Genomic DNA, 778 nt, shown 5'->3' on the forward strand with positions numbered 1-778 from the left:
GCGCCGCTTCTCGCAAAGCTCATGACGTAGCGTCGGCGAGCGCAGGAACAAGCGATGGACAACGGCCCAGCTCTCAACTGGGCCGTTTTTCATGGTGGGTCATCGGACAGTCCAGCGTGGATGTCGTCGATAAATACGTCCAGGAGGACACAACGACGATGACGACCGAACACGAACACACACTGGCAGCATTGACCGCGATCTGCGGCCTGCTCAACCACGCATCGACGACGATGAAGCAGAACTTCGACACGACGACACGGGAACACGTCGTCACGCTGGAATGCCGCTTCGCTGAGCCGTCCAGGTCGGCCGACGCTGACCAGCAGCGCGAGTACGTCCCGCTGTTGCGAGGCCTGCTTTCGGCCTGACATCGCTGGCCGACCAACGCGACAGGTCTGCCACGTTGACACTGTCCCTCCGTTCCCACAACTGGGCAACGGCATCACCTTCGGGATGTGGCTCACGTGACGTGATCCTGGGCCCCGAACCCACCTAAGCAGATAGATGAACTACTGTTCTTCTACTAAAAAGATGAAGCTGTTAGCTGCGTGGCCCGGGTCTGGTGGGGTTTGACGCAGGAGTCCTGTTGGATTCCAGTCGAACGGACATCGAGACGGCACCTCGGCGCATCTCCGCAGCGACCGAACCTTCACCGGTTTGTGGGCTGGTCCCCATTTGGGTCGTCGTTGACGGCGCTCGCATCTAGAGGGTCGACCGTCGCGGCCTCCGTGATGGACCGGGTCGCCGGGTGACCTGCATCAGCTTTTTGGGAAGC

1 protein-coding gene is annotated in these 778 nt (G+C 60.7%); it reads left to right on the forward strand.

From position 1 onward, the window contains the following. The coding region (locus tag AC07VX_RS26860) for a hypothetical protein (RefSeq protein WP_493167858.1) at positions 1-371 on the forward strand (371 nt) is incomplete at its 5' end. Positions 372-778: the final 407 nt, after the last annotated feature.

This window comes from Roseateles sp. GW821-FHT03B02, from assembly GCF_059421025.1.